This is a genomic window from Paenibacillus sp. MAHUQ-45 (assembly GCF_058133325.1).
The window spans coordinates 24221-39471 of record NZ_JBYUPV010000012.1 but is presented as its reverse complement, the minus strand read 5'-3'; the positions used below and the strand labels follow the sequence as shown (position 1 = coordinate 39471).

The 15251-nt window shown below is 49.5% G+C and carries 15 protein-coding genes; 3 read left to right on the top strand and 12 right to left on the bottom strand.

Going from position 1 to position 15251, the window contains the following annotated elements:
• Positions 1–184: 184 nt before the first annotated feature.
• From AC3Y23_RS22585 to AC3Y23_RS22575, 3 genes are all read right to left on the bottom strand, one after another.
• On the bottom strand, positions 185–1075 hold the full coding sequence (locus AC3Y23_RS22585; protein WP_379203274.1) for a diacylglycerol kinase: 891 nt from the start codon (positions 1073–1075) through the stop codon (positions 185–187).
• Positions 1076–1618: 543 nt separating this feature from the next.
• The gene (locus AC3Y23_RS22580) at positions 1619–2386 is read right to left on the bottom strand and encodes a sirohydrochlorin chelatase (RefSeq protein ID WP_379203537.1); all 768 of its coding nucleotides are present in this window, start codon (positions 2384–2386) and stop codon (positions 1619–1621) included.
• 21 nt (positions 2387–2407) lie between these two features.
• A complete protein-coding gene (locus tag AC3Y23_RS22575) occupies positions 2408–2698 on the bottom strand; it encodes a YerC/YecD family TrpR-related protein (RefSeq protein ID WP_066379478.1) in 291 nt (96 codons plus the stop codon).
• A gap of 360 nt (positions 2699–3058) precedes the next feature.
• Between AC3Y23_RS22575 and AC3Y23_RS22570 the strand changes: the two genes are divergently transcribed.
• On the top strand, positions 3059–3619 hold the full coding sequence (locus tag AC3Y23_RS22570) for a tyrosine protein kinase (RefSeq protein WP_379203271.1): 561 nt from the start codon (positions 3059–3061) through the stop codon (positions 3617–3619).
• Positions 3620–4060: 441 nt separating this feature from the next.
• On the opposite strand, the gene corA is transcribed toward AC3Y23_RS22570, so the two are convergent.
• From corA to AC3Y23_RS22535, 7 genes are all read right to left on the bottom strand, one after another.
• On the bottom strand, positions 4061–5020 hold the full coding sequence (gene corA, locus AC3Y23_RS22565) for a magnesium/cobalt transporter CorA (protein WP_379203269.1): 960 nt from the start codon (positions 5018–5020) through the stop codon (positions 4061–4063).
• 136 nt (positions 5021–5156) lie between these two features.
• A complete protein-coding gene (locus tag AC3Y23_RS22560; protein ID WP_379203267.1) occupies positions 5157–6146 on the bottom strand; it encodes an inorganic phosphate transporter in 990 nt (329 codons plus the stop codon).
• 18 nt (positions 6147–6164) lie between these two features.
• On the bottom strand, positions 6165–6782 hold the full coding sequence (locus AC3Y23_RS22555) for a DUF47 domain-containing protein (RefSeq protein WP_379203265.1): 618 nt from the start codon (positions 6780–6782) through the stop codon (positions 6165–6167).
• A gap of 308 nt (positions 6783–7090) precedes the next feature.
• Positions 7091–8185: a DUF3048 domain-containing protein gene (locus tag AC3Y23_RS22550; protein WP_379203263.1), complete on the bottom strand. Its 1095-nt coding sequence runs from the start codon at positions 8183–8185 to the stop codon at positions 7091–7093.
• Between the two features lie 160 nt (positions 8186–8345).
• The gene (locus AC3Y23_RS22545; RefSeq protein WP_379203261.1) at positions 8346–9122 is read right to left on the bottom strand and encodes a DODA-type extradiol aromatic ring-opening family dioxygenase; all 777 of its coding nucleotides are present in this window, start codon (positions 9120–9122) and stop codon (positions 8346–8348) included.
• Positions 9123–9207: 85 nt separating this feature from the next.
• A complete protein-coding gene (locus tag AC3Y23_RS22540; protein WP_379203259.1) occupies positions 9208–10041 on the bottom strand; it encodes an alpha/beta hydrolase family protein in 834 nt (277 codons plus the stop codon).
• 176 nt (positions 10042–10217) lie between these two features.
• Positions 10218–10421 (bottom strand): hypothetical protein, encoded by a 204-nt coding sequence (locus tag AC3Y23_RS22535; protein ID WP_379203257.1) that lies wholly within the window; start codon positions 10419–10421, stop codon positions 10218–10220.
• A 182-nt stretch (positions 10422–10603) separates the two neighbouring features.
• Here AC3Y23_RS22535 and AC3Y23_RS22530 point away from each other — a divergent pair, with 182 nt between their 5' ends.
• A complete protein-coding gene (locus AC3Y23_RS22530) occupies positions 10604–11266 on the top strand; it encodes a DUF1129 family protein (RefSeq protein ID WP_379203255.1) in 663 nt (220 codons plus the stop codon).
• 39 nt (positions 11267–11305) lie between these two features.
• Positions 11306–12256, top strand: coding sequence for a hypothetical protein (locus tag AC3Y23_RS22525; RefSeq protein ID WP_379203253.1), 951 nt, complete (start codon positions 11306–11308; stop codon positions 12254–12256).
• A gap of 171 nt (positions 12257–12427) precedes the next feature.
• On the opposite strand, the gene ilvA is transcribed toward AC3Y23_RS22525, so the two are convergent.
• Together ilvA and AC3Y23_RS22515 are read right to left on the bottom strand one after the other, a co-directional pair.
• Positions 12428–13690: a threonine ammonia-lyase IlvA gene (gene ilvA / locus AC3Y23_RS22520; protein ID WP_379203251.1), complete on the bottom strand. Its 1263-nt coding sequence runs from the start codon at positions 13688–13690 to the stop codon at positions 12428–12430.
• A 202-nt stretch (positions 13691–13892) separates the two neighbouring features.
• Positions 13893–15209: an SEC-C metal-binding domain-containing protein gene (locus AC3Y23_RS22515; RefSeq protein ID WP_379203249.1), complete on the bottom strand. Its 1317-nt coding sequence runs from the start codon at positions 15207–15209 to the stop codon at positions 13893–13895.
• Between the last annotated feature and the right edge of the window lie 42 nt (positions 15210–15251).

The following is a 15251-nucleotide window of genomic DNA, read 5'->3' as shown; positions in this document are numbered from 1 at the left end:
ATTTCTCAGAAAACAGCTATTTGCAGAGTTTTAACGGGAATAAATCCCGTTATTCACCTACTCTACACGTGTGAAGCACGCAGATGTTCAGATGTTAGTTTGGTTCGACCAAACATTTGATCATTATCGTCTTTTGTTTAGTCACCATACTATTTATCCATTAACACACTTCCACTCATCCACCTCAGCTATTCTGCGCAAAAATCCGCAGATGCTGCGGCAATATACGGAAATGCCCTGGCAGCGAACCACCCAGTTCGCCGTCCAGATTGAGCTGGACATGGCCCGGAGAGGTAACCTCCATAGCATCTGTGCGGAAGTAGACGACCCGCTTATCTTGCAGATGCTCGCCACGAATGGTGAGGCTGACCAAGCGGATGAACTCAGCCAGGTTACACTTTTTAACTGCAATAACGTCGAACAGACCGTCGTCGATTCGGGCATCCGGGGCGAGCTTCTCGAAGCCGCCTACCGAATTTGTATTGGCGATCAGGAACAGCATGAACTCGTCATGGATGAGCTCTTGACCGTTGGCGCGGATGATCAGCTCCTGTGGAGACAGGCTGGCCATCTTCTCAATACCTTTTAAATAGTAAGCAAGCTGGCCCATCATCGTCTTCAGCCTGCTGGGTACTTCATATGTCAGCTCGGTCAGTCTGCCGCCGCCGGCAATATTAATGAAATAACGATCATTGGCTTTGCCTAGATCAATTAGTCGTGACTCTTGACGGATGATCAGATCCACTGAATCTTCCCAGTTCTTCGGAATGCCCATCGCGCGGGCAAAATCATTGGTTGTTCCCAGCGGCAAAACGCCAAGTGGAGGAAGGTTTGGCTTTTCCGCCATCCCGTTGATCACTTCATTGAGCGTGCCGTCCCCGCCTGCTGCGATGATCAGATCATAACCGCGCGCAACCGCATCCGCTGCTGCCGCCGTAGCATCACCCTCACCTGTCGTCGCATGGCAAGAAGCCTCAATACCTCCTAAATCAAGCCGGTGGAGGATATCGGCGAGCCGCTTCTTCATTTCTTCCCGTCCAGAAGTGGGATTATATATTAATCTCGCAGTTTTCATTACCGAAACGCCACCTGTTTGTATAATTAAATAGCCTTACTGATTATACCCAATTCAATACCCTACAATCAATGTCTGGGACCCGTAGGAATGGGATTTTACAACGCCCAGAAGTCGCAGCAATATAACCTTAACCTCCATAAGATCTAAATGAAACTGAAGGTGTTACCAGACCATACAGCAACCATATTCCAGCGTTCAGCAGCGGCACAGGTGCAGCATTCAGGGTAAAGAAACAGGCCGTTAGCGCTCTTACGAATCTTACTCCATACCTTACGTCACCACAAGGGAAGTCCTCTCCCCATACAAAACTCCAGGCAACCTTCGATCATATGACTTCTAAGATCAAAGCAAAAAGTGAGACCCCTGCACATCTTAAAACGACAGGTTAGCTCACTGAAATCATATCTTATAGCAATTATTAATCCAAAATAACCTATCTAAATATGTGTATGCAGCCAGGCTGCTTTTCACCACATAGTCAAACAACCAATCTCTAATTCCGGATATTCATCATTTCCCATCGTACATCGTGCTCAGCGCTCAATCCCCAGTATGCCCAGCTTTGGACAAGACAGACGTGAGCAAGGTCTCCACCTGCCGTTCAATCCATTTTGGAAAAAGGGGGTGTGGGAGCAGTGTGCGTCCAGAGTATTGATAGCCTACGCCCTCAAGCCGCTGTGGAATCACGCGCTTGGTAAAGTACCCCTCACTCAAGAAAAGCGGAGCTACCAGTACCTCATGACCTTGTTGCTGCCAATACTCGGCCTTGCTTCGAACGCTGTCGGGATTCAGCAAGGCGTAATCAGCCGCAGCAACGCCACTAACCTGTCCTACGCGCTGCGCCAGTGAAGCAATCCCCCGCTCCCAGCGCTGGCGAAAGCCGTCGTACCTACTACCATGCCCCACAAGCAGAATCGTCTCCCGCTCTGGATGAACCGACAGCTCACGCAGCTTATCCCAGAGAATGACCGCAATATCTGAATCATCATCAATGGGATCACCATAATGCACGTTAGCGGTAACCGCAAAAGGCTGTAAATCCGTCTCCAGTTCAGGCTCCGCCTTCACGCCGAGCGCATATGCTATCTCATCGACATGCGTACTTCCGGACGACACGAACAGCGGAACCACCAGAATATCCGTGACTCCCGCCGCCTCCAAGGCATGAATGCCGTCCTGGATTAATCGGCCTTCCACCAGCTCCAAAAAAGAAACCGCCACGGGAAGGTCTTCCCGCAGCGATATGCCGTTTACGGCTTCATCCACGATAGATACCCAAGCATCGTCGCGTGAACCGTGACTGATCATCAGTACGCCCGGTCTCACGAATTAGCGTCCCAAACGTTCCAATGTCATTTTATATCCATCATTGCCGTAGTTCAGGCAACGTTTGACACGCGAAATGGTCGCCGTGCTCGCTCCTGTCTCTGCTTCAATCTGGTTGTAGGTAGAGCCTTTGCCCAGCATGCGGGCGACTTCAAGACGTTGCGACAGCGATTGAATCTCGTTCACCGTGCACAGATCGTCAAAGAATATGTAGCACTCTTCCATATTTTTCAATGTTAAAATAGCTTCGAATAATTGATCCACACTTTTATCGTTTAGCTTCTTCAGCTGCATTAATTAATCATCCCCTATTGTGACTTCTGCCTCTAACTATATTGTACTGGAGCGCTTTTTTCAAGCATTAACGGTTTCACGCTGTAAAGAACGAAATCGACGGACATTTGTCCACCCCAGGTGTACATGTTTTTTTGTAATTCGCCCTCTCTCCTTTTCATCCCTGATGTTAAACCGCCTTCCCTATAGTACTACAAAAGCGTCGAAAATCAAGCGCAGACACGCTTTTTTCATTTCCACAGCCCGATATGGGCATACGCCCTTTTCCGCTCCTATCCCGTAAACCCGGGCGTTTGTCTATACCTTATGTTCGCCCATGACATACATTATAGCAAACCTCAAACGAAGGAATGTGATATTATGCCTGAGCATTACTATAATCATTCCCGCCGGAGCCACCGTTCACTGGCTAATCCGTTGAATACATCACCCTACCCTGGAATCAGTCCCTACGTACAAACTCCAGAGCTGGGAAACAGCGAATTGTTACCCAGTTTGGGTGCAGCGGAAGTAGCAGATACGGCACTGGCCCCAGTAGCCGAGGAGGTCACTACCAAAGCAGGCGGGCTTCTCGGTGGACTTGGGAATCTGGGGAATTTGGGAAATCTGGCCAACATGGAGCAGATCAAAGGCTTTGTCGACCGGATGGGTGGCATTGACGGAATCGTGAGTTCGATGGGCAAGGTCCAGAAGATGGTGTCGAGCTTTCAGCAGATGGCCCCGATGGTAAAGCTGGTCATGGGGTCCTTTGGCAAGGGAAAAGGGTCCTCCGGAGCACTGGCCGCTGAAGAGGATGCCGCTCTGTACAGACCCAAGCGCCGTAAGAAAAGATCGCCTTCCTCCGGACGACGCAAATCATCTTCCCGTTCCAGCGGCAAACGCACCACTTCCTCACCCTCCCGCCAACGTCGTCGTAAATAGCAGATACTAAAGGTCGTTGACCGGATCTGGCAGCTCGCCGAACAGCTTTGACCACGGCGGATCTCTACAGTATCTCTGCGATATCTCTACGGTTTTACTGTCTCTGCTGTATCTCTGCAATTTCTACTGTCTCTATGGTTTCTGCGTCTTAGTTTCTACGATCTCTACGGTTTCTGCGTCTTATGTGATTTCTGCGGTCTCTACGGTTTCTGCGTCTTATGGTCTGCAGTCTCTCTGGTCTCTGGTCTCTGTCGTCTCTGGCCTCTACAGCCTCTAGTCTCTACGATTCTCTGCGCTATCACTGCGCAGCCCTGCCGCTTCGGCTCCTGTCTATTGTGCACTTCTCGTCTCGTCAATTTTCGACACTTTATCAAAAAGAGGCAGCAGCGTAAATGTCCCAGGACATTTGTGCTGCTGCCTCATATATTTGTTCCACCTAGCCTATTTAAACCAGCCACTCCGCTTGAACCAAGCGATCATCCCAACAGTGAGAACTACCATGAGCAGCAAGACGCCAAAATAGCCGAAGTTCCAATTAAGCTCGGGCATGATCTTGAAGTTCATCCCATAGATTCCGGCGATCAGCGTCAACGGCATGAAGATGGTGGTGATGACCGTTAGTGTTTTCATAATAGAGTTCATCCGGTTGGAGTTCAGCGAGATATAGCTATCCCGGAGATCGGCGGTCATTTCACGATCCACCTCGATCATATCGGTCAGCTTCAACAGATGGTCATAGATATCGCCAAAATAAATCCGTTCCTCCCCATTGCTCTGCACATGCTGTGAATTGACAATCCGGTACATCAGATCACGCATGGGCACAATGGTCCGGCGCAGCTTCAATAGACGCCCACGGACATCAAACACTTGGCTCATTAACTCCTCCACGGATTCCTTGCTGCCCATACTCTCCAGATCCGCCAGCTCATCCTCGATACTATATAAACTTGGAAAATATTTGTCCACCAGCTTGTCCATCACTGAATACGCGGCAGCCATCGGTCCGCCCGACCAGCCTTTACGGCTATGAATGTCCTGCTTCACCTGCTCCCACGCTTCATTCATCTCCGTCTTCTCCTGATGATGATAGGAGACCAGAAAGTTCTTGCTGAGGAATAGGTCAACCTCTTCCGCTTCCAATGTGCGTTCATTCAGCGCATGCAGCACGAAGAACTGTACATTCTCGTAATAGTCCAGCTTCGGGCGCTGAAGCACATGCATGCAATCTTCAATCGCCAGGGGATGAAAGTGAAAATAGCTATCCAGAAGTGCCGTCTCCTCTGCTGTAGGCGCTGCAAAATCAACCCAGATCCAAGCGTAATCCGCTATTTGGATCTCTGGAAGCAGCAGCCCTGTCAGCACTTCGCCCTGATGGGTTACCGCCATCGTACGTATCATATGATGAAATCCTCCGTTCTGTCCTCGGGCCTCTGCTCTCATTGTACCGCATTCATCCCCTTCCTCCCAACTACAAAAAAAAGAGCCCAATCGACTAATGTCGATCAGACTCTTATATGAACTCTTACCTATTATTTTAGAAAAAGAGTTTGAAGATCAGTCCCGCCAGCACTGCGCTGATTGGAATCGTAATAAACCAGGTAATGACGATCCGTCCGGCTACGCCCCATTTTACAGCAGAGAAGCGCTTAGCCGATCCAACCCCGAGAATTGCCGAGGTAATGGCGTGAGTCGTACTTACAGGCAAATGCAGCAATGTTGCCGAGAAAATAACCGAAGCTGCCGAGATATCAGCCGCGAAGCCGTTAATCGGTTCGATTTTGAAAATCTTCGAGCCCATCGTCTTGATAATCTTCCAGCCGCCCACAGAGGTTCCGAGCGCCATCGCAGTTGCTGCAGCGATTTTAACCCAGAGTGGCACTTCCATGGAGTCCAGATGACCTGAGGTCACTAGGGCAAAAGTAATAATTCCCATCGCCTTCTGCGCATCATTCGTACCGTGGGTAAAGGACTGCAGCGCGGCCGTAATAATCTGCATCGTCCGGAAGCCTTTGTTGACGGTATGCGGACTGCGTTTCGCGAAGATCCACTTGAGGATCGTCATTACAATATAACCGATCACAAAAGCAATCAGTGGCGAGAAGATAAGGCCTTCCACGATTTCGATAAAACCGTTCCATTTGATATGATCCGAACCGGCTCCAATGTACACTGCCCCAGCCAAAGCACCGATCAGCGCATGGGACGAGGAGGACGGAATTCCGAACCACCAGGTTACCAAGTTCCAGATAATCGCGGCGATAAGTGTGGCAATAACGACCTGAATTCCGTTATCCAGCAGGGTAGGGTCCGTTATACTTCCGCCAATCTTCTTAGCGACACCGGTAAACATCAGTGCGCCGATGAAGTTCATAGAAGCTGCCAAAATGATCGCTGTACGCGGCGGGAGCGCCCGTGTTGATACAGAGGTAGCGATTGCGTTGGCCGTATCATGGAAACCGTTGATAAAGTCGAACGCAAGCGCGAGAAATACAACGATGCCAAGCACCAATAATGATGTATCCATATATTTGAAGGCCCCTTATTATGAGTTACGCATGATGATCGATTCCAGCTTGTTGGCGACGTCCTCGCATTTATCGGTCGTCGTCTCCAGCCGTTCGTACAGCTCTTTGCGCTTGATCAGCTCAATCGGGTCCTTCACTTTTTCGAACAGGACTTTTGTGCAAGTACGCAGCACTTCATCACCCTGATTCTCGAGATCGTTCAGACGAATGGTATATTCACGGATTGCCAGCAATTTCTTCTGGGACAGAAGGTGAACCGCTTTTTGAATTTCATAAGCGCTCTGACGGAGAATCTCTGCAAATTGAATAATGTATTCGTCCGGGTCAAGCAGGTTATACATATAGAAACGTGAGGCTGAAGCTTCCAGGCCGTCAATGACATCGTCCATGCTCGTGATCAGGTCCATAATGTCGTCGCGTTCTAGAGGCGTAATGAACGTTTTGTTCAATTCTTTGATAACGGTGTGCGTGTAAGTATCACACTGGGATTCGTATTTCTTCATCTCTGCGGCAAAGCTCTCCACGTTATTCTGAAGATTAGCAATATTTTGAGCAAAATAATCCGCAGCTTGGACAATGGTATCCGCCATATTTTCCAGCGTCTCAAAGAATATGTCCTTTTTTCTCAACTTCATCATTTTAAACCCCTTTACATAAAATAACGGTCTAAACGCGAAGTCATCCAAATGAAAGAGCATGAAAATGAATGACAACTCTGTTATCTTAACATAACGGTGGAAGGGATAGAAGTAAAAGTCGACAACTTTTTTACAGTATGATAACAAATTCGACGAATAGATATAATATTTCTACATTCGCGGAAATAATGGGACATACTGGATTGGAAAACTGCCATTTTAAGCGTTTTACCAGCTGCCAACACTTTCCTGCCTAATAACTGGGGCATACCCTTACTGTTCGCCTGTATGATTCAACTTATTCCCTAGGTTGTTTTTTCCGCCCCCGGATAAACAATGTGACTGCTGAATGACGGTGCATTGGGCACAATCAAAATATGCGTGACACCCGGATACATCCCTGCTTCTTTTCCATCCTTCACAAAACGAATAATATCACCGGGCCTCCGCGTCCAGCGTCCTTGAATGACTTCTCCGCGCTGGAACAGCAGCGCCTCTCCTCCGAGCTCCACATCAACATGGAGCCTGCCGACATCATCCAGCACCTTATGGTCACTTCCCATTACGACAATATTCGCGGCTTCCACTGGTTGATCATTATTGAGATCCAAATGTGGCTTACCGTTCACCGATCTTTGGTAGGTCCCACGCTCAGTATTATATTTATACCCGACATCATAGCTCTTCAATAGAAAATTCACGCTGAATTCAGGTGCGGCTTTCCCTCCGGTTGGTACGGCATCAGGATTGTTGAAAAGATAACCGGGTACTGGCGTATCCTGCGCATATCCTAGCTTCTCCGACCCTTCCCTAAGCTTTGCTGTGTTGCTGTACAGGTTATGCGGCGCTTTGCGCTCCTTGTCCCGCCAGAAATAGGCCCCGGCCCGGCCGATCTCATCGAGATCTTCCTTCTTCTGTCTCTGCAGAATGGCATAAGCGTCTGGGCTACCTCCCGCATGCACGGTCACTCCCCCGTGGCTTTCGCCGATATCAATAAGATAAGGGCGGATGCTGCGAATCGGACCGATTTTGACAACACCAGTATGACTCTGAAACACACCAATCAAGCGGGTAATCCCCCCCTCAGCCAGCACTTCATATAAAATATCCGCTTCGCTTACCCCCGATTGTGGACGGGCGGCTGGCGCATTGTTGATCATTATGGATAAAGGCCGCGGCAGCACGGTTTCCTCCGGGACTTGTAGTCCCGTCAAGCCGGATATAGGCCCACCGGCAGGCACCGGGGATGGCGAAGGCTCAATGGACACCGTCGGCTCGGGGACCGACTCATTGGTTGCTACCGGCTGATTCAGTGCAGTCTCGGTTCCACAAGCAGACAACAGCCCCCCGGCAAGAAGAAGGCTGCACAGCAAACGGGAAGAAGCACGGTTCAATATCATAAGCGGGAAATTCCTCTCTTTCAAGCGTTTCTTCCATTTAATCACAGCTAGTCCATTTTGTCTTGGTTTCGCTTGGATTTAAAAAATATTCAAAAAGGGTGCACCCGGTAAAATCCGGCTGCACCCTATATTCATTATCCTCAAGGTCTCATATTCAGTTCTAGTCCAGCATCCAGCAATTCAGGCTAAGGGTCCCGTATTGATAAGCCTGGATCATTAGCTGTGCCTGTCTGCCCTCATCCGCGGCGCCCATAACATAGAAGAGAGGCACAAAATGCTCTTTTCCATAAGTGGGAACAGCTTCTCGGGCATGCGGTGCTTTCTTCTCATAGGCGAACAGCTCAGGAAGATTCCAGGACTGAAGGCCTTTACCAACCCAAGCGTCAAATTCCTGTGCCCATGCTTCGGGCTGATCATCTTCTCTCAGCAGTCTCAGGTTATGCACCAATCCGCCACTGCCGATAATGAGCACGCCCTGTTCTCGCAGCGGGGCCAGCATGCGCCCAATGTTGTATTGCTCCTTAGGGGAGCGCAAAGAGTCTACCGATAACGCAACAACAGGTACGTCTGCCTGCGGGAATAGCTTCTTCAGGATCACCCATACGCCATGATCCAGTCCACGGCCAAGCACCGGCTGATGCGGCAGGTTCTCTGCCTTGAACAGCTCCGAAATCTCACGGCTCAGCTCAGGATCGCCCGGAGCCGGATAGGTCAGCGAGTACATCTCCTCAGGAAATCCGTAGAAGTCGTGTTTCGCCTCATGTTGAACGTCCACAGTCAAGAGCTGCTCCGGACTATCCCAGTGCGCTGAGAAGACTACAATAGCACGGGGTTTTTCTAAATCACGGCCGAGTCGCTCCAGAAACCGGGTATATTCGTTATCCTCCTGGGCAAGCAACGGGGAACCATGCGCGATAAAAAATGCGGGTAATTTCATAGGATGCCAACCTCCTAACCCAGTATATGGCCTGCATCTTTATTTTACCCCTTCTTCCCCTATTTGGCGAGTAGAGGACAGCTTTCTATATCATCCAGTTCTGCCATTCCTCCTGCAGATGCTCCTGCTCGTTCATCCACTCCCGTGTCCGCTTAAGCAATTGCTCCTGCGCCGGACCGGAGGAGAAGGTATGATCTCCCTGAAAAATAATTTCTTTATCGCAGCGGCCTTCCGGCCGAGTCCAGAACAGCTTTTGGTAAAGAAAGGCGTAGTCCACCGGAATAACATCATCTGAGGTCCCGTGAACGACCAACACATCACCGCTAAATTTTCCAGCCTCCTGGAACGGTTGGAAAGCAGCCAAAGAGTTAAAATACACAGGGGTGAACGAATATCCAGCATGATCCGCTGAACCCTTCTTGACCGCCTGATCATAGGCATCCCGGCCGACAATCTTCACGATATCATTGAATGGATAACCCACTGCCGCCCACAAGACCAAATTCTTCACCCGACGATCACGAATCCCGGTCAGCAGCGCAACGGCTCCGCCAAGACTATGTCCAATCAGCGTCACCCGCTGCGGATCTACATCGCAGGAGCTGATACCATAATCCAATACCGCACGGGTCTGGGCGATCATGGATTCCATATCCTCGCTGCCGTAATTCCCACTGCTCTCACCGCAGCCTGCATAGTCAAAACGAATGACCAAGTAACCATCCTGAGCCAGCTCACGAGCAGCTTTTACAAAAATCCGGTCCACCCCAATCCGGTTGCCTACAAATCCATGGCAAATCACTGCCAGAGGAACCCGATCCTTGCAGCGCCCGGTGGTAGTCCCTTTTTCTTTTGTTGGATAATGAATGCTAGCGGTCAGTTCCTCCCCGTTATGCCGGATTACAATTGCGCGTTCCATTGCCATGTCCTCCTTCTAAAATCTATACCTGCATTTGATATATTTTGTAATTCCGATTGAATTAGTATGAATTATATTCTTATTATACGGTATCCATAATTATTGTCAATAGAAAAGGAAAAGACCTCTTTTGTTCACCGGGAACAAAAGAGGCCACAGTGGCTTAAAAGGGCCCGTCATTCATAGCTGTTGTGGAACATGTCATGTGTTTCTTGTCTGCCTTCCCAATCCTTCATCCAGTTCTCCTCGGACGTATCGGTGGCAGCATCCCAGAGACTGAAGCCATCGGAGCCGCCCCAATCAACCATGCTATGAGTCGGTTCAGGCTCAAAGCCATCGCCCATGAATCTATTCTGCTCCTTCTGATCACCATGTCCCATAACCTTCGCCTGCCCTTCCAAGTGCTGTATTTGTTCAAGCCATTACCTTATCAGTGTTCACGCTTTGATAAGGATTATGCATCACGGGCTGAAATGCATTTCCTTGCACTTACCGGCTCGTCAAACGTATACTTTAGGCTAAGGTACTCATGATTTACGATACTGGAGGTAATATCCAACCCATGAAAGTCAAAGATATGATTAAGGAAAACAACGCACTTCGCGAGCAGATGACACCGTTCAACCGCTCGTATTTTGAGGATATGATTCTCGCGATGCGGGCCAGCCGGGTTGATGCTCTTCGTACGGAGGAACTACTCCTGGAAGCGGCCAAGCTGCTGCTTCAGGAACAAGGCAAGGGGAAGAACGCTAAACAAGTTTTCGGAGAGCATCCGGAAGACTATTTCAGAGAAATCGTGGAAAGTGTACCTGAGGCTCCTGCCAGAAGCAAGCTGAGTTACTACCTGATGATTCCATGGGCGGCCCTGACCTCCCTTTTCGGTGTATTAGGCGCATTCGGTCTGTTGTTTCAATGGACTACCGGCTCAGCAGGTATATTCAGCCAGATCAGCCTCTTCACCCTCATTGCCGTGGGCATTGGCTCCATTGTCGTCATTGAATTGTTTCTGAAGTGGATGTCTGCCTTGTCTGACAGCGACACTCCGCAGGCAAAGGGTTTTGACCTCAAGGGACTGGGTATTTATATTGCTATAGCAGCTATAGTGATATTTGTTGGAATGTACCTGGATACGCTGCTGCCCGTCTTCACGATCTCCCCTTGGGTTAGTCTGATTATTTTCGCTGTCGGGGCGATCGGCCTGAAAGTGCTGTTCTTGAAAAAATAAGTCTCTTACTCCATTCCAAACAGACAGGAGGAAGCACATATGAACAAGAAGCCCTACTTATTAGCAGCCGTTCTTGCGATTACCATCGGTGTACAAGCTGTACCTGCCGAATCTACATATGCAGCAGGGAGTGGATCAAGCACTCAAGAAAATACCAGCAAGACTTCCACAACAGGCGCAGACAACAGTCATTCGGAAGCAATATATAAGGCTGCCCAGCCTCTGCTCTCGTCGTCGTCCAAGCTTCCCCAGGCGATTAAATATTTGAACAGCAACTTGTATGCAGTGACTTCTTACCGGGCCACGATGATGACTTTGCAGCTTGAGAACCTGCACAAGGCCGCTCTTGGGGCATGGGAGAACAAATTTAGCAGAAGTGATGTGCAACGCCAGCTGGCTGCCGTATACAAACCTCAGGTCAGTATGGTCAAACTGGCAGAGAGTGTTAAGGACCCTGCCCTGCGAACGTTGCTGGAGACCGCTGGAGAGAGCGGCTATAAACTTGAGACGGCAGAAGGGACTTACTTCCCTGTAATTGATTATGGAGCCTACCGTAAATACAAAATATATGTCATGAAGGACATCAGTGATTACATCACGATGATGGCTGCTGAATCGGATCTGCCTTCCGCCAAGGATAACGGGCTGGTCATCGCTTGGACCGAGGTCGCTGCCCGTGCCCTGGCAGCCGAGCAGTTTACCCGAAGCTATCCGAAGTCGAACCGGATTACGGCGGCCAAGCAGTTGTACACGAAGTACACAGCCAGCACATTCTACGGCCTGAATAACACCCCCCTATTCCATTACGATAATCTCGAAATGGATTTGGAGGCACAGAAGGCCTATGCTAGTCTGTTATCAGCCAAGAACACGGATAACAGCCCCTTCTTGCAGAAGCTCGAAGGCTTCATGAAGCTGCTGAAAGAGAACGGCTATCTGCTCGACGACAAGGTAGAGCAGTACAGATCCAAGGAAGTCCCGCTGACTTAGCCATATAACTGTTACGCAGAGAGTCATTAATGACTTCCGTAGCCTGGGATCATGCAATGCAGACCTTCAGACAGCTATGCAACACGACAGCTAAACAGTAAGGCCCGTCCCACTATTGAACACAGTGGGACGGGCCTTTTTTATGATCATACAGCTCTCTGCCGTATCCAATTAAATTAACATATTGAACAAATTCATATCCTTATTGATTTCTGTGTAATCCATGCCCTTCTGCTGCATCCGTTCGATCAGCGGGGCATACGATTCCTTACTGGACAGCTCGATGCCAACCAGTGCAGGGCCGTTCTCCTTGTCATGCTTCTTGGTGTACTCAAAACGAGTGATATCATCTTCCGGACCCAGCACCTCTGCCAGGAATTCGCGAAGTGCACCGGCACGCTGCGGGAAATTCACCATGAAATAATGCTTCAGACCTTCATGGATCAGCGAGCGTTCCTTGATCTCCTGCATCCGATCAATATCATTATTGCCGCCACTGACGATACAGACCACCGTCTTGCCGCGGATTTGATCCCGATACTGATCAAGCGCCGCGATAGGCAGGGAGCCTGCTGGTTCCACAACAATAGCATTTTCATTATATAACTCCAGAATAGTCGTACAAGCCTTACCTTCAGGCACCATAACGACATCATCCAGAGAACGTGCACAGATATCGTACGTCAATCCACCTACACGTTTAACAGCCGCACCATCCACGAACTTGTTAATGTGATCCAAGGTCACCACTTTGCCCTGTTTAAAGGCTTCACTCATGGAAGCCGCGCCAAGTGGCTCAACGCCAATGACTTTCGTAGCAGGGCTAACCGTTTTGACATAGGTTGAGACGCCTGCAGCCAAGCCACCGCCGCCAATGGTCACGAAAATAAAGTCGGCAGGGTTGTCCAAGCTTTCCATAACCTCCATGCCAATTGTTCCGTTGCCGGCAATAATTCTCGGCTCGTCAAACGGATGAATCAGCGTCATACCGTAATCAATGCAGGCCTGCAACGCTTCATCATAGGCATCATCAAAGGTATCTCCCTTCAGAATGACCTCTACGAACTCCCCACCAAAGCGACGAACCTGCTTCACCTTCTGGCTTGGTGTAGTGCTCGGCATATAGACCTTGCCCTTGATTCCAAGCGCTTTGCAGGAATAAGCCACACCTTGGGCATGGTTGCCTGCACTGGCGCAGACAATCCCTTTCTCTCTGTCCTCTGGGGACAAACTGCGAATCATATTATAAGCCCCGCGTATTTTGAAAGAGCGGACAATTTGCAGATCCTCCCGCTTCAAGTACACTTCGCATTCATATTTGGCAGACAGTACCGCATCACGCTGCAACGGCGTACGAACAATGACCTCCCGCAGCACGTGGTGTGCTCGTACAATATCTTCCATCCCCAAGATCCGGTCTTCGTCTTCTCTCATGACTCTCCTCGCCTCACTGTCTCTGTCTAATCGTTTTGCTTCTTGTAACATACTATTCCCTCAGACTTTTTTCAAGGCCAGTTTTTCTTAGGTAGAAAATACAATAAGAGGTGTCCCGCAGTCATCCTTTCATGACTTTCGTGACACCTCTTGTTATTCGTTGCTGGACGCCAGCAGGGGCATCTCAGACATCACTCTTCCATTATTGCTTCAACATCCACTTCAGCAGCTCTGGCACGCTTGTCCAAAGGCGTGAATTCACGATGACATACTCAATCGCCTCATTGGCATCGCCTCTCCCAACATAGTCCGGGAGATTATGAGGCAGCCGCTTGGTGCCAAGCAGATATTCAGGCACATGCTTGTTCACATTGCGGGCAACACGATACAGCATTTTTAGCTGGGCAGTCAGTCCGTTCTTCTTGTACTCCAGCAACATACGGCCATAGGCATAGGAAGCAGCGGCATCATTTTTACCATATTGCTTAAGAAGCTGATCCGCCTTACCCAGCTTGTTGTTGTAGAGATAGGCTGCTACCAGCAAATAACGGGCGCCGGTGTTGTCGTCCGGGTTCAGCTCCAGCACGTGCTCCAGCGTGTTAATCGCTTCTTCAGTGTTTCCGCCGAACCAAGAAGAATCCGCGTAGCTCTTACAGATACGGATATAAGGCCGGGTCTCTACAAGACCCCAGAAATAACCTTTATTCTCCTTGAAGAAGTCTTCGCCCAGTTCGCGTGCTCCGGCATCCATCCCGGCTTTTAGAAAAGCACGCGCCTCTTCCTCATCCTCGGATTCCTCAGCGAGAACAAGATAAGCGTCAGCACTGTCAGGGTAAATTTCCAGAATCGTACGCGCAAGCTGAATCCGGCGTTTGGCCGATGGGGTTTCCATCACTTTTTGCAGCAGTGCATGTTCCTTCTCTTTCGGACTCCCCAGGCTGTTCAGTTCAGCCAATGTGTCAGGCGCTTCGCCCATACCGAACTCTTCGATATAATTCAGCATTTCCTTCACTTTACGTGAGATCGTTGCCGCAGTAACCTCATATTTAATCGCCAATTCCGCTTGGGTGAGAAGGAAGCCGTACTCTTCAGACAGCAGATATTCTATCGCTGCACAGAAGGAACCCATCTTCTTGACCGCAGGCTTGGTCTGACGAGAATAGCCGTTCCACAGGACAAGCGCCTCTTGAATAAGCTCCTTGTCGAATTCATTTCTCATGCTCTCTATGAGATGCAACCCCAATTGCTCATGGGACGGATGTTCCCACTTTAGGTCACGGGATACCATTTTTCTAAGCTTGGCCAGGGTAAGCTTGTTCTCCGGGCGCTTGGCGGGTTGTACTGTTGCCTCTTGATCCATTTCCGGGGCGACGGTTGCTGCTTCATGTGCCGCAGCTTCTTCCGTTGTTACCAGCCGCAGTATGGATTCAACCGCAGACGTCTCTTTGTTGAGACAGCACTTCTTATATTTTTTCCCGCTGCCGCACGGGCACAAGTCATTTCTTCCAACCTTACTCAAAACTAATTCCCCCTTAAATCTGTGACTGAATATACGCCATTC